Source organism: Paenibacillus sp. HGF5 (genome assembly GCF_000204455.1).
GTDB lineage: Bacteria > Bacillota > Bacilli > Paenibacillales > Paenibacillaceae > Paenibacillus_AQ > Paenibacillus_AQ lautus_A.
The window spans coordinates 23,668-48,109 of the sequence record NZ_AEXS01000055.1; the positions used below are offsets into that span (position 1 = coordinate 23,668).

Annotated in this window: 20 protein-coding genes; 6 read left to right on the plus strand and 14 right to left on the minus strand. The window is 53.3% G+C overall.

What is annotated here, in order from left to right:
* Positions 1-34: 34 nt before the first annotated feature.
* From HMPREF9412_RS08795 to HMPREF9412_RS08830, 8 genes are all read right to left on the minus strand, one after another.
* Positions 35-868, minus strand: coding sequence for a carbohydrate ABC transporter permease (locus HMPREF9412_RS08795; RefSeq protein WP_009591095.1), 834 nt, complete (start codon positions 866-868; stop codon positions 35-37).
* 29 nt (positions 869-897) lie between these two features.
* Positions 898-1,848 carry a carbohydrate ABC transporter permease gene (locus HMPREF9412_RS08800; protein WP_009591117.1) on the minus strand — a complete coding sequence of 317 codons (951 nt, stop codon included), beginning with the start codon at positions 1,846-1,848 and terminating at the stop codon, positions 898-900.
* A gap of 30 nt (positions 1,849-1,878) precedes the next feature.
* The gene (locus tag HMPREF9412_RS08805) at positions 1,879-3,201 is read right to left on the minus strand and encodes an ABC transporter substrate-binding protein (RefSeq protein ID WP_009591115.1); all 1,323 of its coding nucleotides are present in this window, start codon (positions 3,199-3,201) and stop codon (positions 1,879-1,881) included.
* A gap of 140 nt (positions 3,202-3,341) precedes the next feature.
* Entirely contained in the window at positions 3,342-4,895 is a 1,554-nt protein-coding gene (locus HMPREF9412_RS08810; RefSeq protein WP_009591091.1) for a response regulator, read from the minus strand.
* Entirely contained in the window at positions 4,870-6,651 is a 1,782-nt protein-coding gene (locus tag HMPREF9412_RS08815) for a sensor histidine kinase (RefSeq protein ID WP_009591089.1), read from the minus strand. The genes HMPREF9412_RS08810 and HMPREF9412_RS08815 overlap by 26 nt, the downstream gene beginning before the upstream one ends.
* Before the next feature lie 321 nt (positions 6,652-6,972).
* The gene (locus HMPREF9412_RS08820) at positions 6,973-8,148 is read right to left on the minus strand and encodes an NAD(P)/FAD-dependent oxidoreductase (protein ID WP_009591109.1); all 1,176 of its coding nucleotides are present in this window, start codon (positions 8,146-8,148) and stop codon (positions 6,973-6,975) included.
* A gap of 32 nt (positions 8,149-8,180) precedes the next feature.
* On the minus strand, positions 8,181-8,651 hold the full coding sequence (locus HMPREF9412_RS08825) for a DUF1641 domain-containing protein (RefSeq protein ID WP_009591098.1): 471 nt from the start codon (positions 8,649-8,651) through the stop codon (positions 8,181-8,183).
* 269 nt (positions 8,652-8,920) lie between these two features.
* Positions 8,921-10,234: a polysaccharide deacetylase gene (locus HMPREF9412_RS08830; RefSeq protein WP_009591086.1), complete on the minus strand. Its 1,314-nt coding sequence runs from the start codon at positions 10,232-10,234 to the stop codon at positions 8,921-8,923.
* 168 nt (positions 10,235-10,402) lie between these two features.
* Here HMPREF9412_RS08830 and HMPREF9412_RS08835 point away from each other — a divergent pair, with 168 nt between their 5' ends.
* Positions 10,403-11,251 (plus strand): pirin family protein, encoded by an 849-nt coding sequence (locus HMPREF9412_RS08835; RefSeq protein WP_009591103.1) that lies wholly within the window; start codon positions 10,403-10,405, stop codon positions 11,249-11,251.
* Between the two features lie 137 nt (positions 11,252-11,388).
* On the opposite strand, the gene bcp is transcribed toward HMPREF9412_RS08835, so the two are convergent.
* Positions 11,389-11,871: a thioredoxin-dependent thiol peroxidase gene (bcp, locus tag HMPREF9412_RS08840; protein WP_009591128.1), complete on the minus strand. Its 483-nt coding sequence runs from the start codon at positions 11,869-11,871 to the stop codon at positions 11,389-11,391.
* Between the two features lie 130 nt (positions 11,872-12,001).
* Between bcp and HMPREF9412_RS08845 the strand changes: the two genes are divergently transcribed.
* The 5 genes from HMPREF9412_RS08845 to HMPREF9412_RS08865 all read left to right on the plus strand — a co-directional run bounded on the left by HMPREF9412_RS08845 (position 12,002) and on the right by HMPREF9412_RS08865 (position 17,379).
* Positions 12,002-13,090: an LCP family protein gene (locus HMPREF9412_RS08845; protein ID WP_009591080.1), complete on the plus strand. Its 1,089-nt coding sequence runs from the start codon at positions 12,002-12,004 to the stop codon at positions 13,088-13,090.
* Between the two features lie 81 nt (positions 13,091-13,171).
* On the plus strand, positions 13,172-14,488 hold the full coding sequence (locus HMPREF9412_RS08850) for a glutamate-1-semialdehyde 2,1-aminomutase (protein ID WP_009591118.1): 1,317 nt from the start codon (positions 13,172-13,174) through the stop codon (positions 14,486-14,488).
* A gap of 173 nt (positions 14,489-14,661) precedes the next feature.
* Positions 14,662-15,534 (plus strand): aminoglycoside 6-adenylyltransferase, encoded by an 873-nt coding sequence (locus HMPREF9412_RS08855; RefSeq protein WP_009591112.1) that lies wholly within the window; start codon positions 14,662-14,664, stop codon positions 15,532-15,534.
* Between the two features lie 308 nt (positions 15,535-15,842).
* The gene (locus HMPREF9412_RS08860; protein WP_009591088.1) at positions 15,843-16,442 is read left to right on the plus strand and encodes an RNA polymerase sigma factor; all 600 of its coding nucleotides are present in this window, start codon (positions 15,843-15,845) and stop codon (positions 16,440-16,442) included.
* A complete protein-coding gene (locus HMPREF9412_RS08865) occupies positions 16,393-17,379 on the plus strand; it encodes a DUF4367 domain-containing protein (protein WP_009591096.1) in 987 nt (328 codons plus the stop codon). Before HMPREF9412_RS08860 ends, HMPREF9412_RS08865 begins: the two co-directional genes overlap by 50 nt.
* 207 nt (positions 17,380-17,586) lie before the next feature.
* Here HMPREF9412_RS08865 and HMPREF9412_RS08870 read toward each other — a convergent pair whose 3' ends face one another.
* The 5 genes from HMPREF9412_RS08870 to HMPREF9412_RS08890 form a co-directional block, all read right to left on the minus strand.
* Positions 17,587-19,035 carry an ABC transporter substrate-binding protein gene (locus tag HMPREF9412_RS08870; protein WP_009591104.1) on the minus strand — a complete coding sequence of 483 codons (1,449 nt, stop codon included), beginning with the start codon at positions 19,033-19,035 and terminating at the stop codon, positions 17,587-17,589.
* 130 nt (positions 19,036-19,165) lie between these two features.
* Entirely contained in the window at positions 19,166-20,032 is an 867-nt protein-coding gene (locus HMPREF9412_RS08875; RefSeq protein ID WP_009591127.1) for a carbohydrate ABC transporter permease, read from the minus strand.
* A 1-nt stretch (position 20,033) separates the two neighbouring features.
* Complete coding sequence (locus HMPREF9412_RS08880) at positions 20,034-20,969, minus strand: carbohydrate ABC transporter permease (protein ID WP_009591120.1); 936 nt, start codon at positions 20,967-20,969, stop codon at positions 20,034-20,036.
* A gap of 97 nt (positions 20,970-21,066) precedes the next feature.
* Complete coding sequence (locus HMPREF9412_RS08885) at positions 21,067-22,386, minus strand: response regulator (protein WP_009591093.1); 1,320 nt, start codon at positions 22,384-22,386, stop codon at positions 21,067-21,069.
* Positions 22,386-24,218, minus strand: a complete 1,833-nt coding sequence (locus HMPREF9412_RS08890) for a sensor histidine kinase (RefSeq protein WP_009591094.1) — start codon at positions 24,216-24,218, stop codon at positions 22,386-22,388. The genes HMPREF9412_RS08885 and HMPREF9412_RS08890 overlap by 1 nt, the downstream gene beginning before the upstream one ends.
* Positions 24,219-24,442: the final 224 nt, after the last annotated feature.

Here is a 24,442-nt window from a genome sequence, read left to right on the forward strand (position 1 = left end):
AAAGGAACCCCGCTTACGGGCTGCTCAAGCTTGCCTATCCCTTAATCCCGGATAAAGTAACGCCTTCAATAATATATTTCTGCCCGATGATATACACGATGAGCACCGGGACGAGCGCAATGGAAGCCCCCGCCATCATCAGCGTCCAATCTGTCGCGTACATGCCGCGGTACAAATTCAGCATCATCGGCACGGTAAACTTATCCGTGCTGCTGAGAAAAATCAACGGGTTAAAGAAGTTGTTCCACATCCCGAGAAAGGTAAATATCCCGAGTGCCGATAAAGCCGGCTTGATTAGAGGAATCATGATCCGGGCGTAGATCGTCCAGCGATTCGCGCCGTCCACGATGGCCGCCTCTTCCATTTCCTTCGGAATGCCCCTGAAGAATTGCCGGAGCAGAAATACCCCGAATGCGTTCAGCAGCGCAGAAGGGACGATAATTGCCAGATGCGTATCCAGCCATCCGATATTTTTCATGATCAGATAGAGCGGAATAATGGTTACTTGTCCCGGCACCATCATCGTTGCCAGAAACAGGACGAACAGCGGCTCCCGGAACGGGAACGTGATTTTGGCAAAAGCATAAGCCGCCATGGAGCAGGTAACCAGCTGTGAAACCACCACGATGATATTGATGTAGAAGCTGTTGAAATACGCGCGCCCGAACGGCAGGGCCGTCAGCGAATCCTTATAATTGGACCAGATGAACGGATCCGGAATCCATTTGGGCGGCACGACGAATACTTGCGACAAATCCTTGAGCGAGCTGAGCACCATCCACACAAACGGCAGGGCCATCATGCAGGCACCTAAAATCAGCACGATATGCAGCACCACGGTGGACATCCTCAATCCCCGATGTATCATTCGTTTTCCTCCTTCCTAGGTTCGAACCGTCAGTCTTCGTAATGCACCCACCGCTTGGACATCTTCATCTGGAACAAGGTGAGCGACAGGATCATCACGAACAGGATGACCGCCGACGCCGTGCTCTTGCCAAAGGTAAAGTCCGCAAAGGCCGTCTCGTAGATGTGATAGACAAGCGTATAGCTGGCCTTCGCCGGTCCGCCGGAGGTCATGACAAACGACTGGTCGAACACCTGAAAGGAACCGATGATGGACATGATCGTTACGAAAAAGGTCGTCGGGGACAGCAGCGGAATCGTAATATGGATCAGCTGCTGCCATTTGCCGGCGCCGTCAATCTCGGCCGCCTCGTAATAGCTTCTCGATATGCCCTGAAGTCCGGCAAGGAACAGCACCATGTTGCCTCCCAGCCCCATCCAGACGCTCAGCAGGGCAATCGAAGGCATCACGTACCTGGAATCCGTCAGCCAGGAGGGGCCCGTTATCCCGAACCACTGCTGCAGGTACATGTTAATGAGGCCGAAGTCGGCGTTGAACAGCCACATAAACACGACGGCCACGGCGACGGACATCGTAATGTTCGGCATGAAGTAGATCAGCCGGTACAGAATCTTTCCGCGAACCCGGTTTAAGCCCACCGCCACCAGCATGGCGAGAACGATGCCGGTCGGTACCGACAGAATCGTGTAATACACCGTGTTCACCAAAGCGATGTGGAACTCCTCATCCTGAAGCTGAGACACGAAATTTTGGAGTCCGATAAACTTCTTCGCCCCCATGCCGTCCCAGTTCATCATGCTGATGACAAAAGCCGAGATGAGCGGAACCAATGAAAAAGCGATCAAACCGATCATCTGGGGAAAGATAAAAAAGTACCCCCATAAACCGTCGGACGTCTTGCTCTTTAAGGTTGTTCTCCTCTCCGGAAACCGCTCCGGAGAAGGAGCGGCTCCGGAGCTTCCTGCAGGCTGCATGTTCATTTCATCTCACCGTTCCTCCCCAGAGCTGGATCAATTATTGCCGCTCTTGTAATCCTGAATTTTCTTGTTGGCCATATCCTGAATATCCTTCAAGGAGCTTTCAAGCTCCTGATCTTTCAGCCACAGCGCCTCGAACTTGGACGTTATATCCTGGCTTAGCCCGGGAATGCCTGCCTCGAACGGAGTCAGGGAATACCCGATCTCGCGCGCGTCCAGGAATAACTGGGCGTGCTCCGGCAGATTCCCTTCCAGGACCACCTCATCCGTTCCCTGTACCGACGGGACGGCATTGCCGCCGCCCTGCAGGCGGAAGCGTTGGCCCTCTTTGCTAACGTACTCGGAGAAGAAGGTGTATGCCGCTTCCTTATTCTTCGATGCCTTGTTCATCACCATGTATGCAGTCGGGATACCGGCCGGCTCGATTTTATTGCCGGTATTGGTTGGCCATGTAACCACGTCATATTCAAGTCCTTGATTCTTCTTGAACAGCGGCAGGTACCAACGGCCTGCAGCAACGAATCCGACCTGGTTGGACATAAACATGGCATCCCCGCCTTGCCCTTTCGGAAGCGTGCCGGAGAAGGTGATGTTTTTGGATTTCACGTTGTCGTACAGGAAGCGGAAAGCCTCCATCGCCTTCGGATCCGAAGCCGCTACGAAATTCCCTTCGTCGTCGTACACCCGGCCGCCGTTGGAAGTAACCCAGCTGTGGTAGCTGTTCCAGGAGTTATCCAGCACGTAGCCGTACTTTTTGCTGTCCCTGATCTTGTCCGCCATCTCCTTGAATTTGTCCCAGGTCCACTGTCCGTTCGCCTGAAGATCGGCCGGCATCTCGGTTATCCCTGCTTCCTTCAACACCTTCTTGTTGTACCACAGCACCATCGGGTTGCAATCCACCGGCACCCCGAAGATCTGGTCATCCCGAACGGCTGCGCCCCACAAGCCTTCGAAATAATCCTCTTTCTTGATCACGCTTTCCGGAGCTTCCATATACGTCGTCAAATTCTCAATGCTCTGATTCTCGATCAGTTTCACGACCAGGGCGTCGCCTGCATAGAAGATATCCGGAGCCGTCCCGCCTGTTAATTGGGTTAATATTTTCTGATCATACTCGCCCGGAATCGGAATAAATTCGACCTCAATGTCCGAGTGATTCTTATTAAATTCCTTCGTCAGCTCCTGAAAGCGGCTAAGCTCGCCCGGATTTCCCCAGGTCGCCCATTTGATCTTGACCTTCTCGCCGCTTCCGGACTCCCCGCCCTCTGATGTTCCGCCACCTCCACACGCTTGGAGTATGGATGATAGTAGAAGAATGATTGCAAGCAATGACCCTCTCACCTGTTTTCTTGTCATTTCATTTCCTCCATTCAAACCAGATTTGGACTCGCTGGCATAGCTTTTGTAAACGCTTTAATTATAAAATTTTGGCAAAAAGCTTTTGAACGGATTATGTTCCGAAAAAGTGGCTTCTTTTCCGATCCTGCGAAATCCCCTTATTTTCGATGCTGTCCCTGGTACTCAGCTGGCGTCATGCCTACCATTTTCTTGAACAGCTTGCTGAAGTATTTCACGTCATTGAATCCGGAACGATCCGCCACTTCATACACACGCAGCGATGTTGTGGAGAGCAGCTCCTTGGCCCGTTTCAAGCGGAGATCAATGACATAGTCAATGAAGTTGTGTCCCGTGACGCGCTTAAACAATTCGCTAAAATAGTTGCGGCTGACAGCCACTTCGTCCGCCACCTCCTGCAGGGAGATCGGCTCGGTAAAGCGCGCCTTAATATATTGGACGGCCTGCAGCACGATCCGCTCATGCAGCGTGGATTCCGGTACAGGGTGGCGCATGGCTTCCTCCCGAAGCGCATGAAAGCCTTGGAGAACCAGCTTCTTCACTTCCTCCACCGAGCGAAGCTTGCCCACCTCCCCGATCTGCGGAAGCGGCGGACCGCCGGGAAGATGTAACATAGCAAGCAAGCTCAGAAGCTCCTCTGCTTCCCGGAGGACCGCCGGCTTCTTCATCCGTCCGGGACGCCAGCGCTGCATAATGGACTGCAGACGTTCCTCGCTAATGTCCATGTTCCCGACGGTCAGCGCGGCCCTTAGGGCATGCAGCTCGGCAGCCGGCCGCTCATGAGTCGAATCGGCATCGGTCAGGGGAAGCTCCTCTGCCCGCAATATCTGTTGATCTGGATGAAAGAAGAGGCCCTCCAGGCTTTCAGCGGCTTCTCTAAACGCTTCTTGCAGCTTATCCATGCTGTTATATCTCCTGCTAAGCCCCATCGTGCTCCGGATCGGCAGGCGGATAGCTCCTTCGTCCCCTGAAGCCTGCCCGTTTGCTTCATCCCTTAACGGTAAGCAGACCGCGATCCGGTCCGTTTCCAGCCGAGCTGCCAGCGCCTCCGGCGCCTGGTCATATAACTGCCCCATGAACCGTTCGATCTCCTCCTGCCAATCCTTTGGCTGTATGCCGGCCGCAGCAGCGCCCAGATCCGAATCTAGCTGGAGCACAGCCAGCAGATACGAGCCGTTATGGTTCCATGCTTCCAGCTTCGCGAGTGCATCCGGCTCACCGGACAGCGCCTGAAAGAGCATTTTTCCGGCGGCCTTCTTCTTATTCAGCCGCTGCTGCTGCTCATGCTCGGTCAGAATCCGCTGCATCTGCTTCTCCTCTTCCAGCTTCAATCGCATGTGATCAAGCACGGTGCCCAGGGAGTCCGCGTCCAGCGTCGGCTTGAGGATATAATCCGATGCGCCAAGCCTGATGCCTTCCCGCACGAACTCGAAGTCGCTGTGACAGCTGAGCAGCAGTACCTTCACCCAAGGACAAAGCTCCCTTGTCCGGCGAGTTAATTCTAAACCGTCCATGACAGGCATCGCGATATCCGTGATCAGAATGTCCAAATCCCCGTTAACGATCCACTTCATGGCCCGTTGTCCATTGGAGGCTTCCCCGACAAGCCGGTAACCGTATTTCTCCCAATCGAAGGTCGAGCGCAGTCCCGTACGCGCGATCGCTTCGTCATCCACGAGCAGCACTCTGTACATAATCGTCCCCCCTTTGTCTTGCAAACGTGACCGTGACCCTCGTTCCTCCGCCTTCCGTGCTTTCCACCCATACCCCGTACCTGCTGCCGTAATACAACTGGACCGTTTGGTGAACATGACGCAGGCCGATATGGGTCATGCCTTGCTTAGAGTGATCCTGCTCATACGACAGCAGTCCCTTGATCCGTTCAGGCTTAATGCCGATTCCGTTGTCCTCGATCCGCACCATGACATCCTGCTGCTGCAGTGTTATCCGGATCTGAATGACGCCCCCTTCATCAAGCGGGGCAATCCCGTGAAAGATCGCATTCTCCACGATCGGCTGCAGCAGCATTCGAGGAACGTGGAGGTCCTCCATTTCCTCGGGGCAATCGATCCGCAGCTCGATTTGGTGGTCATAACGGTAATTCTGGATGATCATATATTTCCGAAGCAGCTCCAATTCATCTCCAAGCCTTATAAACACTCCGTTGCGCTCCAGGCTCCCCTCCAACAGATGAACCAGGGCCGTAACCGATCGGTCCACGTCATTCGTCCGATTCAGCTTGGCCATCCAGCGGATCGAGTTCAGCGTATTGTAGAGAAAATGGGGATTGATCTGATACCGCAGCGCGCGGATTTCGGCTTTTTTCTTCTCGGACTCCTCCGCGGCGATCCGCCTGATGAGCAGGTCGATCTGCTCTATCATTTTGTTGAAGCTTCGGCCCAGCTGACCGATCTCGCTGGGGCCTACGTTCTTGCTGCGGACCGATAAATCGCCCGCCTCGCTTCTGCGCATCAAGCGGCTCAACTGAACGAGCGGATTGCCGATTCTCCTCGTCATGAAATATCCGATGCCGATCGCGGCCAGAATCGATCCGAATACGATCCAGACCGTGAAACTCCTAATACTGGCGGAATCGGCCGTCAGTTCCTTAAGCGGCACCATGCCGACCACATGCCAGCCGTTGTTCAGGCGCGAGGGGATCATCAGCGTTTTGTTGTTATTCAGGTTGTATTCCGTCAAACCCGAGGGCAGCTTGATCCTGGACTGCTTCCCGTACATCGATGGATCGGGATGGTAAAAGTAACGATTCTCGTCATTCGCCACGTACATATACCCCGTGTCGCCGAATTGGACATGGTTTAATTCATCGATCAGGACATCCCCCATAATTTCGATGAACATCACCCCGACGATCTCCCCCGTATCCCAGCTCCGGATGGCCCGGCCCAGCCCGAACACGGGAAATCCCATTCCCGTTTGCTTCAGGTAGGAGGTATCCGACAAGCCGAACCATACCGCCTGCCCGTTCGCCTCCAGTATCGCCCGATACCAGGGAGAATCCCACTGGTCCGGGATGGACATCAAGGAATCCGCGCTCAGGACCGAATTGTTCCGCTGCACGTCAAACACGTATACGTCCAAGATCTCCGGCGAATTAATCATGATGGACGTCAGCAGGTCCTTCCCCTCCTTCACCTTCAACGTCAGGTCGTATTTACTGATATCCTGATCCTCCAGTATGCCGTGAACCACTTTGCTGTTCAGCACCATCATCGAGGAGTCGTCCAGTTTCTTGAAGAACATATTCAGCTTGTCGCTGACTTGGGTGATCGTGAGGGAAGCCACTTTACTGACCTGCTCCTCCACGATCGATGCCGATTTGTGATACGACAGGAAACCCATGATGAGAACCGGGAGAGTTGTGCCGATGAAAAAAACAAAAACAGTTGAATCACGATCGAATGAAGACGACGGTATCCCCGCATACATGCTCCCTCCTGTTTCATGAAATGAAAATTGCGAACCATTTGAGATAGCGCTTACATAACTATCTGACCTTCTTTCTTCTTCGCTCTGGACGCTCATCCATTCTGCCTTTCTTACCTCCTTCTCCCACATCCCGACGGGAGCGGTGCCCGGGAATCCCTTCCCTGCTTGCATCCTCGCTTCGGGTGTATCCATCGTATTATGTTTTCCTGACGTTGTCCCTAAGTCCATGCGCTTATGTTTGGGCTGCGCAATAAAAAAAGATGGACCCGAATAATTCCGGGTCCATCTCTTGTATTTGGATATAATGTCGCCTTCTGAGGCTTAGTAAGCCAGCGTGAACAAACCGTTGATGTGGGACAGGTAACGCATGTTACTTGCTTCCTTCATCAAGGTTGCAGGCAGACCTTTCAATTGGGTTTTGTTGGCGCCGATGGTGCCGATGGCGTCTTTACGTCCTAAGCTGCCAAGCGTACCGGAGAATACCGGATTGAAGGAAGCTGGTGCGCCGCCGTTCAATTGAGCGAAGATGTTGTAGCCGATCAGCTCGCCCATTTGCCATGCCAGCTGTGCCGTTGGCGGGTATGGACGGCCTTCCGGTCCCATAACAACCGCACTGTCGCCGGCAACGTATACGTCAGGATGGGAAGCGGATTGCAGGAATTCGTTGACAACCGCACGTCCGCGGTTGACTTCGATGCCGCAGTTAGCCACAACGGAGTTGCCCTGTACGCCGCCAGTCCATACCAAGGTGCTGGTTTCAATCGTGCTGCCGTCTTTCAGTTCAACGGTTGTGCCGTCCATTTTGGTAATCGGCAATCCGGTCAGGAAGTTCACGCCGCGTTTTTGCAGGCTTGTTGTCGCGCGGTCAACCAATTCAGCTGGGAAGCCCGGCAGAATGGAAGGAGCTGCTTCAACACAATAAAGCGTGATTTCTTGTGGGTCGATACCGTATTTGCGAGCCAGCTCGCTTCTCATATCGGCATATTCGCCAACAAGCTCAACGCCTGTCAAGCCGCCGCCGCCAACCACGATGGTAGCGTCCGCTTTGTTTTTGGTTTTGCTGTATTCCGCAATGCGGGACTCCACATGAGCACGCAGACGGTTAGCATCGTTCACGGACTTCAGAATGAAGCTGTTCTCTTGCAGTCCCGGAATGCCGAAGAATGCCGTTTCGCTGCCCAGTGCGATAACCAGGGCATCATAAGTGAAGTTTCCGCCGTCGTCGAGGGAAACCGAACGCTCATCCGGCTTGATTTCCTTAACGTTGCCGATGCGCAGGTCAACGTTCGCGCCGCGCAGAAGCTTGTCGAGCGGCAAAGCTACTGCCTTCTCTGCGATGTTGCCTGCTGCCAGACGGTGCAATTCCGTAATGATCTGATGGGTTGGGAAACGGTTGATCAGCGTGATTTTTGCGGCAGCACCAAAATGCTCGCGTGCAGAAAGCGCACTAAGCAAGCCGCCATAGCCTCCGCCCAAAATTAAAATATGTTTAGACATGACCATCCTCCGTTCTTCGTATGATTTATGGATTAACGCTTGTTTTGTTGGTCGCGCTCGTTAAGAACGTCCAAAAAAGCCTGAGCATAGCGAAGACCCTTTTGAACCTGAGGATCTTTCAGCATTTTCATCAGACCAAATACGCCGATCTGAGCTTGGTCGCCTTGAGCATGTACGCGGTCTCCGGCTTCGATGGCTGCAGATGCAACGCTTTTTGCTGTTGTCGTGATCGGCTTCGCGAATCCGCTCAGGGAAGCCATGGTGTCTTCCGCTAGCACGGGATCCGTAGCTACGGATTTACCGAAGTCATACGCCTTAGTCATGACGGTCAGCATTTCCGTAAGTTTTGGAAGATTGTCCACGAGAGTTGTGAGGGATTCCTGAACCTCGGGCTTGAGCAGTTGTTCGAGCAGCACATCAGGACGGCTGGACGCCGCAGCTTCTTGGTTTCCTACAACATTTTCCGGAGTTTCGGACGGCTGTGGGGAAGATGTTTCTGTCATAATGAATTGCCTCCTTTTCTTTAAGTGAATTCCCAAGATGAACTTGGCGACGATCGTACCGGCTAGCTTTAATTTTGGGATAACCGGTATCTATTATGCATCACTTACAAAAGTGCGAACTTATGGGTGACTCACTATCGCCAAAAATAAAGCAGGGGGAACCTTCCCCCTCCTTTATCTGAAACAATCTTAGGGATTGTGATAAATATCTCTAAGTACTAGTCTATAACTTGTGAAGCATAATTACAAACATAAAATACAATTTTCGACTACAAAGTTAGAACGCGATACTCGCCTTCTTCATATGTCACTCTTGTAACAGGTCGGCCGGAAAAGTCAAGCGCTTCCCGAAGCGGAATCCAAGCGGTGCCGCCGATTAAATGAACATCGGAGGACACCGGCTTGCCGCCGGTTTGCATGGGGAACAGCAAGCCTCCCACCGGGTCGGCTTCCCAGCGATTCCCTGCCAGCGTCACCTGCACGGTCTTGTTGTGAGACTTCCAGGATACGCTTCCGCCAAGCCGCTCCACCAAAGCGCGCAGAGGAACCATCAGCCGGCCGTCGACCAGCTTGTATTCGCCTGCCGCAAACGCGGTTTCAAGCCCTCCGAATTCCACGGCCAGCGTTCGCCCTGTCCCGAATAGCGCGGCGTTGACGGCGACGTGCTCGCGAATCCACTGCTGTGAAGGCTGTGAAGCCTTGCGGGCGGTCTGCTGAGCACGAAATTGAACGGGCTCGGTTTCCGGAGACAGTACGTCAAAGGCATAGCCTTGCTTTTTATAATAAGAAATAATGTCCGGGAGAGCCTTAACGCTTTCGGCATGGCCTTTACCGTCATGGAGAAGCACGATCGCCTCCTTGCCGTTCACTTTCGTGGTCGCCCCCTTTACGATGTCTTTAGCCGGGACGCCCCTATACCTGGAATCGCCGCTGTCGACGTTCCAATCGAATACATGATATCCCCCCTGCTTCATGTATTGAAAATAGGCCTCGTCAAAATGTCCTGCCGTCCCCCCGGGAGCTCTGACCAGCTGCGGCCGTTCCCCTGTAATCAAACGGATGATTTCCTCGGTTTTCTTGATCTGTCCCCAGAAATCCTGAAAATGCCCGTAGAGCTCGTCATAACGATGATCATATGTATGATTCCCGATCACATGGCCTTCCTCATAGATGCGGTTGATAATTTCGGGACGGGTCTCCGCCTCCTTGCCCAATACAAAAAACGTGCCCTTGATTCCTTCCCGCTTCAAAATATCCAGCACCTCGAGCGTTAAATCCGATGGTCCATCATCAAATGTCAGGTATACCGTTTTGTCGCTAGGCTTCTTCTTATATTGATCAGGTGCGGCGTTCACGGCCGATGGTTTCTTGAATGCATTGGTAGCGACCGGCTTGCTTGCCTCCTGGGTCTTTGCTTGAACATTCTGCTCCGGCACTGCTGTCAGGGATGCCGCTGCTAAAGGAGCCTGCTCCGCATATTCTGCCATCGGCGCCTGAACCTCAAGTCCCATGCCGATCATGATCAGCACTGCCACAACGCCGAAGAATACCGCTATCGATGTAACCCGCACCATATTTTTCATTATCAACTCTACCTCCATCGCTTCTATGAGTTCGGCTTCCTGATAGATTATATGGAGGGCGATTCAAAAAAAGACTAGAATCTGATATTTTCTTCCCCCCCTTGATTACTAGTCACATTACTAGTAAACTGAACTCAAATACAGAACTCGGAAGGGATGATAGAACATATGAACCACCTAGCGGTCATTCAGCGTGATATTACGGAAGTCCGGGATGTCGTTCTTCGGCGCCACAGCTCCATCCATGCCTCAGGACCCGTCATCGAATTCGGAAACTGGAGCAAAGCCGATCCGTTTCTCGGGATGATGGAGGACAAGTTCCAGGCCGGTTCATTCGACGACCATCCCCATCGGGGAATCGAAACCGTTACTTTTGTCATCGATGGAACCGTTGAACACTATGACAGCCTCTCCAAGGGCGGCGTGCTGGGGCCTGGAGACGTGCAGTGGATGACGGCGGGAAGCGGCGTCATCCACAACGAAGTGCCGTTAGAAGGCGTAACGGCCCACGTCCTCCAGCTCTGGATCAATCTGCCCCGCGAGCAGAAGATGGCGACTCCCCGCTACCAGAACCTGAAAGGCGCGGATATGCCGATCCGACAAGAGGATGGCGCGGTTGTGCGAGTCTTCTCCGGTTCTTCCGGCGATGTCGTATCTGCCACCGAAAATCATGTTCCGGTCACGATGGTCGAGGTGCTGCTGGAGCCCGGCGCTTCCATCGCGCAGGACCTGCCCGGCAGTTATAACGGCTTCATCTACATCCTTGAGGGCAGCGGAACCTTCGGAGGCAATGGCGTAAACGCGGCTAAAAGCCAGGTGTTGTGGCTGGGCGCTGGAGTCGACGGAAAACCTAGCGAAATACGGGCAGCGGCTGCGGAGCCTCTTCGCTTCGTTCTGTACGCAGGCGAGCCGCTGCGGGAGCCCGTGGCAGCCCGCGGTCCCTTCGTCATGAACACGGAGGAAGAAGTGAACGAGGCCTTCCGCGAATATCGGACGGGTACGTTCTTGAAGTTCTGATTCATTCAGGCTGGCCAAATCCTCTGATTTAGGTGATAAGCCCCTCATTCGAGGTCCCTGCTTGCAAGATATATTACAAAAAACGGTCCCTTATCATGCCTGTTCAGGCATGCCGAGGGACCGTTCTTCATATATAGCTATGACAGCACGGCTGCGAGAACCGCTTCGACATGGCCCTTCACTTTCACCTTCCGCCACTCGCCGGCCAGCTTCCCCTTCTCATCAATCAAGAAGGTTGAGCGTACAATACCCATATATTCACGGCCGAACATCTTCTTCATCTGCCATACGCCGAACATTTCGCTTACGTTATGCTCCTCATCAGACAAGAGCAAATAGGGCAGGCTATGCTTATCGATGAATTTGGCGTGGGATTTCAGCGGATCGGGGCTGATTCCGATCACGACTGCGCCGGCTTGCTCCAACGCACCATAGTTGTCCCGGAAGCTGCAAGCCTCCTCGGTGCAGGTTGGGGTCATATTTTTCGGATAGAAGAACAGCACGACTTTACGTCCACGATAATCGCTTAATGCTACCTTCTCCCCGTTCGAAGCCGGGAGTGAAAAATCCGGCACCTTGCTTCCAATCTTCAACTGCTTTTGGTCTGCGATAAGGCTCAACTCCTGCTATACGGACTTTAGGCCCGTAAAATTGATTGTCTTTTCGAAAAAAATTATAATAGAATGAATGTCGAATGTTCAAATGTTCTATCGAATTTATTCATCAGCGTAATCCGAAAGGAAGAACCCAATGACCAAAAAAACAAAGAAGACGATTATATGGAGTGTCAGCATCATACTGGCCGCCGTCATCGGTTACGGCATCTATTATGCGGCCTCGTTTTATGACGGCTTGCAAAGTCTTCAGAAAACAGGCGAAGCCTCCCCTTTTCGGGAAATCGAGAAGGTGGATGCCAAAGTCCCTGCCCCGCCGGAGTGGGAAGGCAAGGAGACGGTTAACATTCTGCTGATGGGCGTCGATGCGCGCGGTTTCGAGGAAGGGGAAATTCCTCGTTCCGACAGTATGCTTGTTGCCTCGATTGATCCCGTAAAAAAGAAAATGCACTTATTCTCTATTCTGCGCGATACTTACGTAGAAATACCCGGGTATGACCGAAACCGTATCAATACGGCCATCACGCACGGCCCGAACACGGCCATGAAGGCGGTAGGCGATCTGCTGGGCATACCGATTCAATACTACGTCTATACGGACTTCCAGGGCTTCATGAAGCTGGTTGATTCCGTCGGCGGGGTTGATTTCTACGTGGAGAAGGACATGAGTTATTCAAGTAAAGCCGACAAGAACGAGTACGACATCGATTTGAAGCAAGGCATGCAGCATCTGGACGGCAACGCGGCACTGCAATACGTCCGGTTCCGCTATGATGCGATGGGCGACTTCACCCGCACCGAGCGTCAGCGCGAGCTCCTGAAGGCCGTGGCCAAGAAAATGCAGACCACCACTTCCATCATGAAGCTTCCGGATATCCTGAAGTCCGTCAGCCCTTATATTGATACGAATCTCGATGTCGAGGATATGTGGAAGCTTGCGAACGTCGCCTACAAGAGCAAAATGAGCGGCAGCGAGCAGGTGCCACCGATGAAACTCCTGAAGGAAGAACATATCGGCGGCGCCGCCGTCTTAACGGTCGGCAATCCGGATACGCTGAAGCAGTATATCCAGGACATCATGAACCCGCCGACGCCAGACCCTGAGACCGAAGGCGGCGAAGGCACGGAAGGTGATTCCGGGAACGCCGATACCGGGAATACCGACTCCGAGAACAGCGACTCTGAAAGCTCCGCAACACCATCTGCGACAACGGATCGCAACTAATACACTTACAGCAATCAGGACAGGGTGCTACGTCAATCTAGCTTCCTGTCCTGCTTCATGAAGAAAGGAAGTTTTACTATCATGCCAACCTCAAGAAACCGTTCCGAAGCCCTGTACCAAGAAGCGCTGCAGCATATCGTAGGCGGCGTAAACAGCCCCTCCCGTTCGTTTAAAGCCGTAGGCGGCGGTGCCCCCGTCTTCATGAAACGCGCAAGCGGAGCCCACTTCTGGGACGAGGACGGCAACCGTTATATCGATTACTTGGCGGCTTACGGCCCGATCATTACCGGACACGCCCATCCGCATATTACGGCGGCGATCACGGCGGCTGCCCAAAACGGCACCCTATACGGAACGCCGACGGAGCTTGAAATTACCTTGGCCAAAATGCTGAAGGAAGCCATCCCGTCCATGGACAAGGTACGTTTCGTCAATTCCGGCACCGAGGCCGTCATGACCACGATTCGGGTCGCCCGCGCTTACACCAAGCGCAACAAAATCATCAAGTTCGCCGGCTGCTACCATGGCCATTCCGATCTGGTCCTCGTGGCTGCGGGCTCCGGGCCTTCCACGCTCGGCATTCCGGACAGCGCCGGCATCCCGGCCAGCATTGCCACGGAAGTCATTACCGTTCCTTTCAACGATCTGGAAGGCCTGCGCGCTGCCCTCGACGCATGGGGCGAAGATGTGGCCGCCGTGATGGTCGAGCCGATCGTCGGCAACTTCGGAATGGTCATGCCGAAGCCGGGATTCCTCGAAGGCCTGTGCCAGATGACGCGCGACAACGGGTCGCTGGTCATCTATGACGAAGTTATCAGCGCCTTCCGCTTCCATTACGGATCCACCCAAACCTATGCGGGTTTGGCCAATCACGAGGCGATTCAGCCGGATCTTACGGCTCTGGGCAAAATCATCGGCGGCGGACTGCCGATCGGCGCTTACGGCGGCCGGAAACACGTGATGGAGCAGGTTGCTCCGCTCGGCCCGGCTTATCAGGCGGGAACCATGGCTGGCAATCCGGCCTCTATCGCGGCCGGAATCGCCTGCTTGGAGGTATTGCAGGGCGAAGGCGTGTATGAGGAGATGGAGCGCTTGACCATCAAATTGACGGAAGGCCTGCAAGCGTCCGCAGACCGCCATGGCGTTCCGCTCACGATCAACCGCATCCGAGGCTCCTTCTCCACGCACTTCTGCGATCATCCGGTAACGAACTATGACGAAGCGCAGGATACCGACGGCGAAGCCTTTGCGGCCTTCTTCCGCCACATGCTGGACCGCGGCGTGAACCTGGCCCCTTCCAAATACGAAGCCTGGTTCATGACCACGGCCCATACGGATGCGGACATCGAGGCAACGCTTGAGGCCGCGGAGGAATCTTTTAAGGCCATGAAGAATTAACCTAGATAAATTCAAAGGACGCGAAAGGAGATTTCCTCATGAAAAAGCTGTTGAACAAGTTATAACCTGCTCCACATCCATGCCATGCTTCTACGGTCCGGATCCGTGGACCTCCTGACCTGTTCGATTCGAATCATCGGTAGTCCAAATATGAATACGGAGGCTCCGAACTTATGAGAAGCGAGCAAGAAATGATGGATTTGGTATTGGGCTATGCAGCCCGCGATGAGCGGGTTCGGGCCGTGACCCTGGAAGGCTCCCGAACGAACCCTAACGTCCCGAAGGATATTTTTCAAGATTACGACATCAGCTTTCATGTTACGGATATGGAAAGCTTTATCCAGGATCCAAACTGGATCGACGTCTTCGGGGAACGGTTGATTCTGCAGACGCCGGAAGATATGGCCCTGTTCCCTCCGGATCTTGGAGGCTGGTTCTCGTACCTGATGTTATTTACCGACGGGAACCGGATTGACATGACCCTGATTCCCATCGAAGAGAAGGAGAAATACTGCAAGGAAGACAAACTGATCCAGATCTTAATGGATAAAGATCAAACCTTCCCCAAAATTCCTGCTCCGTCCGACGAGGATTTCTGGGTACAGCGTCCGTCCGCAGCCTTTTTCGAGGATTGCTGCAACGAGTTCTGGTGGGTATCCACGTATGTCGCCAAAGGCTTGTGGCGGGAAGAAATCCTCTATGCCCAGGACCATCTACACAACATCATGCGGCCGATGCTGATGAAAATGCTGGAGTGGCACGTCGGCATCCAGACCGGCTTCTCGCTCAGCGTGGGCAAAAACGGCAAATACTTGAAAAACCACCTGTCTGCGGACAGCTGGAATCAGTTGATGTCCACCTACCCTCGCGGAACCTACGAAGAGGTATGGGACGCGCTGTTTACGATGGGAGCCCTGTTCTGCAAAACGGCGCTGGATGTTGCTGAACAGCTGGGCTTAGAATACGATATGGGGCAGGATCAGCGCGTAACGGGCTTCCTGCAGCATGTCCGGCAGCTGCCGGCGGATGCGAGCGAGATCTATTAGGATTTGCAGGACGTTGCGGTACCCTTGATTCCCAATATCGAATCAGCAAGCCGGGCTTAACGAGGACGGACTCCTGGTCCAAATGAAGCCCCGATTGCTGAGGAATTGAGTCAGCAGAGAGATGCCACTCCGGCGTCTCTTTTTTATTCCGCAGAATCCCATCCTAGCAGCGTACCCTTCCCTACTCCTACTCCTACTCCAACTCGCTTTTGCCAAATGCTCACTCCTGTCAAAAAGATTGATTCAATCCATTTGTCACATTTGTCCTTTGCCCAAACGTAATACAAATTGTAAAGGGGTGAAACCACTTGGATGTACCAGCATTCCATCAGATCGTTGCTGATGTTTTGAAGGGAGAGATCGACAAATATGAGCTGATCATGAACCGATTCCATAAAACCATCTTCAACTATTGCTATCACATGCTCGGCGACTATGCCGAAGCAGAAGATTGCACCCAGGAAGCTTTTCTGAAAGCTTACCGCAATCTATCTAAATTCGAACCGGACAAGCCCTTCGAAGCCTGGCTTTATCGCATCGCCTGCAACCAGTGCATCGACTTGCTCCGCAAGCGAAAGCTATCCCGATACCTACCCTTTCTTTATCAGAAGGATCAGGATAACAGGCATGTCGATCAGGTCATCGAGCACAAATACTATAATCCGTCGGTGCTACGGGCGCTGGCCAAGCTAACCGCCGAGGAACGGAGCCTGCTTATCCTGCGCTGCGTCGAGGACAAGAGCTATCATGAGATCAGCCTTATTTTGCAACAAAGCACGACCTATCTTAGAAAAAAATTTGAGCGGGCCGCTGCCAAGTTCCGCAAACATTACGCCATGGCCGAGGGAGAGGAAACGAATGAGCATGGACAACGACCAGGACCTGAAACCACTCTTTCAAAGGGTTGAACCGTCCGGGACAGCACTCCAGGAACGTGTCATGAACCGAATTCGAGAAGAACAATTTAAAGAGGAGCGATTTTTCGTGAAATACAAAGTAAGCATTCTCATGATGGTCGGTATGCTGCTTACCGCTTCGACGGGATTTGCCGCAGTACAGTACCACTCCTTAACCAACAGCAAGGGAGAAGTTCTATATGAGGAGAAATCGAACGCTCAGGCGCCTTCGCCGAAAAGCTATTCGAAAAAGGAACTAAACCGCATACATCTCATGAACACCATTTGGAACGAACAGATCGAGCCGGGCGAAGCCGCCATCATTTATGTCGTACCGGACAATCCCGAGCATGTCATCGATATCAAATCCACTCCGCATGCCGTAAAGGATTTCGCCAAGCTGCAAAACATGGTTAATGTGCCCGGCTTGCCGCTAGCCAAGGAGTTGTCCGGTTCGGGCACGTATACGTTCACAAACGCCAACGTGCACATGGAACGCGAGACCGACGTGAACCCGCTGACCGAGCAGGAAAAAGCCGACATCGCCAAAAAACTGCTTGAGAAAGCCAAAGCTTCCGGGAAGGACTACGCCCTGATGCCGGTGAAGTTCACCGATCAATTCTGGCTTTCGACGGTATATTATGCCAGCGGCAATAAAAAAGTCTCCCTTACCATTCTGAATAACGGTGACCACGGAAGCGTGACCTCCTACTGGGATGAGAGCACGGGCATGACCAGCCGGAAAATCGAGATCAACGGGCAGGATGTGCTGCAAAAAACGTGGAACGGCGGAAACTCGGCGCAGCTGGCGCAGTTGGACTGGGTCTATGAAGAACCAACCACTGGTCATCACTACATGTTTTCGCTCAACGCTACCACAAGTGACATCGCTGTCGAAGAGTTGATACGCATCGCGAAGACGATCATTCCGAAGGCGGATCCCAAGTAAGCCGTAAATGAAAGATAATACAAAAAAATCGCCTGTGGCGGTCTCGGGATCCGGACTCCAATCAGGCGCCGTGCTTGAGTAGGGCTGAACTTTCGCCCGGCTTTAGCAACTGTTGCCAAGGATATGAGAAAATAAAGAGAGACGCCGCTCCGACGTCTCTCTTTTGTACTGCCATATTCCCCAATCCTATCCTGGGTAGCCGCACTCCTACTTCTGCTTGATCTTATCAAAGAAATTCTCCTGAACCAGCTTGGCCGTTTCGTCCAGCTGCTTCTTGGAGTCCGTGCCTTCCTTCGAGAACGATTCCTGCACCACGTTGGACATTGCCGCATAGTAATCCTGCGTGCCGAATTGCGCTTCAGGCTTTCCTTCCAACAGGCTGAAGAGCTGCGGATCGTATTCATAGACGTTGTCGTACTTATCGTAGATCGCCCTCACCTTCGCCGCATACTCCGAATCGTCGCTGAAATATTCCAGCGGCGTCGGTACAAAATATTTGCCCTCGGCCTTGCGGGCATTGATCGTATCTTCCACCGATTTCAGCGCATCATCCGTAAAATAATCAAACGTGATATAGCGGAATGCCATTTCCTGTTCTTCCTTCGTGGCATTCGGATTGATGACCAAATAGTTGCCGCCCAAAATGCCGTGGTGCGCTCCGCCTTTCTCCATCGCAGGCATCGGATACGCAAGCACGTCCTCAGGCTTCATGCCGCCCTCGTTCAATGCCGGCTGGATCACGTCAAATGCGCCTGCAATGACCATCGCCGTCCGTCCTTGCTGGAACGAGCTGACGGCATCGCCCCATCCGAGGGCCCAGTCCTGCGGAATGGCGTTTGCTTCCCATCTCAGCTTCTTGTAGAAATCCAGCGCCTTCACGCCGGCTTCCGAGTTAAACACCGCTTTCACTTTGCCGTCCTCGTTCACTTCGATATCCCCGCCGGCTTCGAACAGGAAGTTGGTCCAGTTCCAGCCTGCTTCATTGCCCTTGCCCATCGGCGCGATTCCGGAGATGCCGGCCTTGGGGTCCGCTGCGCCTTTCGCCGTATTGTACATGTCGTCCCATGTCCAATCCATCGGCGGTACGGGCACGCCCTTCGCGTCCAGCAGCTTCTTGTTCACGATCGTAGACGTGATATAACCGTTCTGCGTAACGCCGTACACCTTGCCGTCCACGATGAATTGATCCTGCAGCACGGGATTCATGTCGTCCTTGTACTCCCATTCGTTCCAGAACTCCGTAATGTCGGCCACCCAGCCCCGCTCCACGAGCAGCTGTGCTTCCGTGGCCCAAGTGTTATAAAATGTCGGCGCTTCGTTCGAAGCCATCTTCACCCCAATTTCGTTGACGCTGTACTGCCAGTCGTCCTTCACGATGGTCACGTTCGGATATTTCGCCTGGAAGCGGGCGATTTTATCATCCTCCTGCTGACGCAGCGTTGTATCATCCGGCAGCGGATAGTGAATCTTGATCGTGATCTTTTGATCCGCGATATCCTCCTTCGGCTCCTCCGTCTGCGTCGTGGCCGTCCCGCCCGAATTGGCGGTGCCTCCCTCTTTATTCGTGACCTCCGGCGCCGCTTTGCCGCCGCCGCATGCGGCGAGCAAGGAGCTGAACAGCATAAGGCAGATCAGTAATGCTGAGAACTTGCGCATGGATACTCCCCTTTTCCTTATTGAATAATGATGTTCTTTCCTCTCTCCATCATAAAAGCCAAATCCGGAAAGGACGATGTGCATTCATATGACGATCGTGTGCAGGGCTACGATGTGTACCGCTGCTGCCCTACCCTTTGACGGCCGAGAGGCTGACGCTGCGCATGATGAATTTCTGGAACGCCAGGAATACGAAGATCGGCGGCACCATCACCATGAACAGGATCGAAAATTTAACGCTGCTGTCCAGGCTCCTTGCGTTGATGACATACTTGTAAATGGCCGTAGCCAGCGTATATTTGTCCTGGGTCTGCATGACGAGCGACGGCCAGAACCAGTCGTTCCATGCCGTGGAGAATGTAAATATCGCCAGCGTCGCGAAGATCGGAACGGATAACGGTATGGCGATCCGCAGGAAGCTGCTCATCTCCGAAGCGCCGTCGATGCGCGCCGCCTCAAAGATCTCCGGGTGAATGCCGTCGAAGAAGTTTTTGATCAGCAGGAAGAAGTACGCGTTCGCTCCGGCCGGCAGCCAGAAGGCCCAGTAGGAATTCAGCAGGCCGAGCTCCTTCAAATTGACGAAATTCGGAATCATGTAACTCGACGCCGGGATGAACAAGGTCATCAGAATGAAGAAATAGATGGCCCGGTGATACGGAACCCGGATGCGGGAAATGCTGAAGGCCGCCATGCCCAGCACCAAAATCGTGACCAGCAGATTACCGCCGAAAATCAGCAGCGTATTCTTCAGAAACATCGGCAGATCGATGTATGCCCACCCCTTCGAAAAGTTCTCCCAATGCCATTCCGAAGGAAAAAAGCGCGGCGGAAACGTGTTGATTTCCTGATTGCTCTTCAATCCGTTGAACATCGTCATGCCGATCGGGTACAGCATCGTGAAGGTCATCACGGCAATGCACAGCACCATAAACCCGTAAACCGCCTTATTCCACGGTTTTCTCAAATCCGAAGCGGACAGAATGCCTCTCTCTTTCATCCTAGTACTCCTCCCTGTTCATCTTGAATTGCAGGATGCCCAGCAAACTCAGCACAAGGAACATCAAGATGCCCATCGCGGTTCCGGCCCCGTAATCCAGCTGGTTAAACGCATATTTTACGGTCAGGAGCGCATAGGTGAGCGTGGCCTTGTTCGGTCCGCCGTCCAGCATCGCCAGCTGCGATTGATACGCCTGTGACGTACCGATCAGCTGCAGAATCAGCATGAGCACAATCAGATTGCGCATCGAGGGAAGCGTGATGTATTTAATCCGGGCCCACACGCCGGCACCGTCGATTTCGGCGGCTTCATACCAATCCTTCGGGATGCTCAGCACCCCGGCCAGATAGATCAGCATCGCCGAGCCGAATTGCTGCCATGTCTCCATGACGACCAGCGATACCATCGAGAAGCGGCTATCCGATATGAACGACACCGGATCTGCCCCGAAGAAGCCGAACAACGCATTGATCGGACCCACCGGATCGTACATCCATCGCCACATGCCGTAGAGCACGACCCCGGGCACGACAAACGGGAGATACGCGGCAATCCGGGCGAACCCCTGGAACAGCTTCAGCTCCGAGATGGCAATGGATGCGGCGATGGGCACCCAAAAGCCGATGACAAGCGTTAACAGCATGAAATACAAGGTATTCCTGACCGATAGCAGCAGGTCGGGATTGCTAAGAACCTTGGCATAATTATCGAACCCGACGAAGGTGTTGCCTTTTACGAAATCGATGTGAAAAAAGCTGTAAAAGATCCCTTTGAAGATCGGCACCCATAAAAAGACGATAAAAATCGCGATGGCCGGGACAAGGAACAAATACCCCCCTACATACTTCCTCCACAGCGGCTTGCGCTTATGCTCCTTCCGGGCGGGGCGGCCGTGCTCGATCAGAGCCTGGCCTTGTGACATGATCGTTTCTTCCATCCGACTCCCTCATTCCTTTATTCAATGTCTAGCTTTTATTGTAAAAAAGCCGGGGAGCCTTCGAACATGTCTAAAACTATGTGAAGTATGACGGATCTTACTTCTTTAGCTCGCTTGGGCTTACGCCGTAGTATTTTTTGAAGATTTTGCTGAAATGCTCCGGGGATTCATAACCCACCCGCTCGGCTATCTCGTACCGGCGGAGATCCGTGTGCAGGATCAATGCCCTGCTCTCCTCCATTCGCAGCTTCACCACATACTCCCACAGGCTGCTGCCGGTATATTTTTTGAACAGGTAACTCAAATAGTTGGGGCTCACGTGATTGTTCTTCGCTACATCGTGAATGGTCAATCCCTTCTGGCGGTAATGCTCATCGATATATTGCCTCGTATTCTCCACGATCCGGTTGCTCTGGCTCGACAGCACCTCCTGCGACGTTTCCTGGGCATAATTGTGCCAATTGAAATCCCCGTAATAAAAGACATGGAAATCATGCAGCTGCTCGCTCCACAGCATCGCTTTGTCCGCCTGTCGGCTGAGCACACTCAAGAATTCCCGTCCCCTCAATATTTGGCTGATGCCCACGGTACAGCTCCGTTTCAGGTGCAGCTCCACATGGTGGTGCAGACTCCGGCCGATCATCTCCAGATGGTGGATTTTCCCGCTGGCGTTCTCCTCCATTTCCTGTTCGCTCCATTGAAGGATGATGTTGACGTCCCGTTCCGGCGAATAGAACACCAAGGTGTGCGGCTCCTGTTCCAGCAGCTCCTTGGCGATATTCAGCGCGGCATATTGAATCAGGTGTATATCATGACTGGAAAAAGAAGCGCTGCGCTCTTCCGCCAGGCCCAGTTTCATTTTGATGACGGCAAAATAGGGGCCGACCAGGCCCAGCTCCGACTCGTCGGGACCGGCAGTGGCCGATGGATCCGGCTCCATGGAGAGCCGCTCGTTCAGCCGCTCTATTCTTTCGGACGGCGGCTCCTCCATCCGGAAATGCTCATTATCGGCCATGAGAAGCGGCTCGACCTGGGGCGCCGGCCGGTCCATCTTAAGCAGCACGCTGCGGACCGAATCCAGAAACTGCTCGCTGTTCAGCGGTTTGATCAAATAATCCTTGGCTCCGAGCTGAAGCGCCCGCTGCGCATATTGAAATGTTTCATGGGCTGAAATTATGATCGTCTGTACCCAAGGCTTCACGATCTTCGCCTGCTGCATCAGCTCAATGCCGTTCATCTCGCCCATCTGGATATCGGTGACCAGCAGGTCGATATCTCCCATCCGTATGTAGTCCAGCGCTTCCTGCCCGCTGTAGGCCATGGTTATGCCATCGATGGCAAGGCCCGAGGACGTTAACAGCCCTGCCAAGCCCTTGCATATCAAAGGTTCGTCATCTACCACCAAAATGTTGTACATCAGGAAACCTCCTGTCCGGTTGATGTAATGGTTGCTGCTTCTGTTCGCGGTATCGTGATCGTCACGCGGGTTCCCCCTTCTTCCCCGGGTTCATACTGCAGCCCGTAGCGGCTGCCGAAATGCAGCCGGATCCGCTCCTGGATATTGCGGATGCCGTAGCCCAGCGAATGATCGGGTGCATCATCATGGAGCAGCCGGCGGATGGATTCGTAGTTCACGGGGCGGAAGCCGTTATCTTCTATGACGATCCGGCATCGATCACCCTCCAGATGACCCGATACGCGGATCATTCCGTCCTCGCCCATATTTTTAATGCCATGAATGATCGCGTTCTCCAGCAGCGGCTGCAGCGTGATCTTCGGCACATGGTTCGCCAGCAATGCCTCGGGAACGTCCCATCGGATCGTAAACTGATAATCGTAACGATTCAGCTGGAGATTCATATAAGCCCCCGCATGCTCAAGCTCTTCCCCAAGCGTGATAAGATCCCGGCCCCGGCTGAGACTGATCTTCATCAATTTGGATAAATCCTTGATCATTTCGGCGGACTCGGTATTGCCCTCCATCGTGCTCTTCCAGTAAATGCTCTCCAGGGTGTTGTACAGCAAGTGGGGATTGATCTGCTGATAGAGCAGCTGCAGCTGCGCTTCCTTCTGCTTCAAATCCATATTGTATTTGTAATGGATCAGGTCATTCAGTCGGCGGGCCATGTCATAGATCGTGGAGATCAGGACGCTGACTTCGTCTTTTCTGCGCCGATAGGGGGTTTCCGGCACGACGTTTCCCGGTTCGTACCTCCTCACGAAATGCGCCAGCTTCTGGAGCGGCGTCATCAGCGACTGCCAGAAGTAAAAGACGATAATGAGGCCCACGGCAAAATAAGCGACGGAAATGACCTGTATGACGCGCTTCATCTCGCTTTGCTGGGCAAGCAGCGTTTTGACGGGCACCTTGTAGACCAGCTTCTGCTGGAGCACGTAATTGTAATCGATGACATAGATGAAATCCGACGTAATCACGTCCATGACGCCGATCGTGGAATGGCCCGGATCCGCTTCGGGCGGCAATTCCAGCTTGCCCGCCATGCCCTGTACCGACGAGGTCAGGATATTATCGTCCCAATCCGTAAAATACAGCTCCCCATCGGGAATCGAGACCGTCGATAACGACTCGCCGATCCGCGCGTCCAAATTGGTGACCAGCAGTACGCCGATGGTACCGCCCCGATAGATATTGTTAACGGCCCGCACATAGCTTAAAGTCTCTTGATCCTGGCGCCCTTGCACCGGCGGCGACAGATTGGCCATGCGCCTCAGGTATCCGTTCCCCTTCATCGCCACGGCTTCATCGAACCAAGCGGGCTTCTCCTTCTCGTCGGAGAAAAAATATACCCCTGCTTTTCTGCGGTCAGGGTAATACGGGGCAAAGAAGTAGCTGTTGTCCGGGTCGTACACATAAAGCGAGTAATAGACCGGTTCACGCTCGTCCGTCTCTTGGGAGAAGGAAATCAGCATCTTTTCGAGCCGCTCGTAATTTTTGACGCGTTCCAGTACGGTAACCTCGGCAAAGGGATCCAGCTGCTGGATCTGCGAGTTCTGGATGACCGTGGAGGTTACTTTGTTAACGGTTTCAATGTCCCGGTTAATCAGCTTGAAATTTTGTTTGTTCAGTTCGATATAAGCATTGGTCACATGGCGCTTCAGGATTTGACCGGCCATGGAATTCCCGTAGGCGTTCAGCCCGAATAACGGAATGACCAGCACCAGGAACAGCAGAATCATCTGCTGTTTGATGTTCATGCGGCCCAGCGGATTTTTGAAGCGGTTCTTCATCGGCCCTTGCACCTCCGGCTTTCTCAAGCATAGCAACAATCCAGTGGGATCAGCGTAGTCATTTCTACGGAAATGATGCGCATTTTTACGATTAGGCAGGATGTCCTAAGTGGATGTATTAGCCCTGCGGCAGGCGATTTCCTGCAAAAGGGGCAGGAGCCTCTGGCGGGAGTCGATCTGTCGAGGTGTGGGGAGTATTGACTGCCCGACTTCACGCTATCTAC